Raw genomic sequence first — 1369 nt, 5'->3', positions numbered from 1 at the left:
CAAAGTCGAGGAACGATGCGGAGTCCCGTAGGGACGAAGGTCACGATTTCACACTGCCAAGAAAAGCCTCTAGTGAGGTGGAAGGTGCCAGTACCGTAAACCGACACAGGTAGGCGGGATGAGAATTCTAAGACGCGCGGGATAACTCTCGTTAAGGAACTCGGCAAAATGGTCCCGTAACTTCGGGAGAAGGGACGCTCTACATGAGTAGAGCCGCAGTGAATAGGCCCAAACGACTGTTTAGCAAAAACACAGGTCTCTGCTAAATCGCAAGATGACGTATAGGGGCTGACGCCTGCCCGGTGCTGGAAGGTTAAGGGGATGGGTTAGCGCAAGCGAAGCTTTGAACCGAAGCCCCAGTAAACGGCGGCCGTAACTATAACGGTCCTAAGGTAGCGAAATTCCTTGTCGGGTAAGTTCCGACCCGCACGAAAGGCGTAACGATTTGGGCACTGTCTCAACGAGAGACCCGGTGAAATCATAGTACCTGTGAAGATGCAGGTTACCCGCGACAGGACGGAAAGACCCCATGGAGCTTTACTACAGCCTGATATTGAGGCTTTGTGCATGATGTACAGGATAGGCGGGAGACGTCGAGACCGGAGCGCCAGCTTCGGAGGAGTCACCCTTGGGATACCGCCCTTCATGCATAGAGTCTCTAACTCGCAGCCGTCATCCGGCTGGAGGACCGTGTCAGGCGGGTAGTTTGACTGGGGCGGTCGCCTCCTAAACAGTAACGGAGGCGCCCAAAGGTTCCCTCAGAATGGTTGGAAATCATTCGTAGAGCGCAAAGGCAGAAGGGAGCTTGACTGCGAGACCTACAAGTCGAGCAGGGACGAAAGTCGGGCTTAGTGATCCGGTGGTTCCGCATGGAAGGGCCATCGCTCAACGGATAAAAGCTACCCTGGGGATAACAGGCTGATCTCCCCCAAGAGTCCACATCGACGGGGAGGTTTGGCACCTCGATGTCGGCTCATCGCATCCTGGGGCTGGAGTAGGTCCCAAGGGTTGGGCTGTTCGCCCATTAAAGCGGTACGCGAGCTGGGTTCAGAACGTCGTGAGACAGTTCGGTCCCTATCCGTCGTGGGCGCAGGAAATTTGAGGAGAGCTGTCCTTAGTACGAGAGGACCGGGATGGACGCACCGCTGGTGTACCAGTTGTTCCGCCAGGAGCATCGCTGGGTAGCTACGTGCGGACGGGATAAATGCTGAAAGCATCTAAGCATGAAGCCCCCTCCAAGATGAGATTTCCCTTTGAGTAATCAAGAAAGACCCCTCAGAGACGATGAGGTAGATAGGTCACGGGTGGAAGCATGGCGACATGCGGAGCTGAGTGATACTAATCGGTCGAGGCCTTGTTCTAGCAGATG

General features: G+C 55.1%; 1 rRNA gene. It reads left to right on the top strand.

Annotated elements, in window-relative coordinates:
- Positions 1–1362, top strand: a 23S ribosomal RNA gene (locus tag P397_RS0100680); the annotation flags it as partial.
- Between the last annotated feature and the right edge of the window lie 7 nt (positions 1363–1369).

The sequence above is a fragment of the Exiguobacterium undae DSM 14481 genome, from assembly GCF_000620805.1.
Lineage (GTDB): Bacteria > Bacillota > Bacilli > Exiguobacteriales > Exiguobacteriaceae > Exiguobacterium_A > Exiguobacterium_A undae.
The sequence above is the reverse complement of the archived record's forward strand: the minus strand, read 5'-3'. Positions and strand labels throughout refer to the sequence as shown.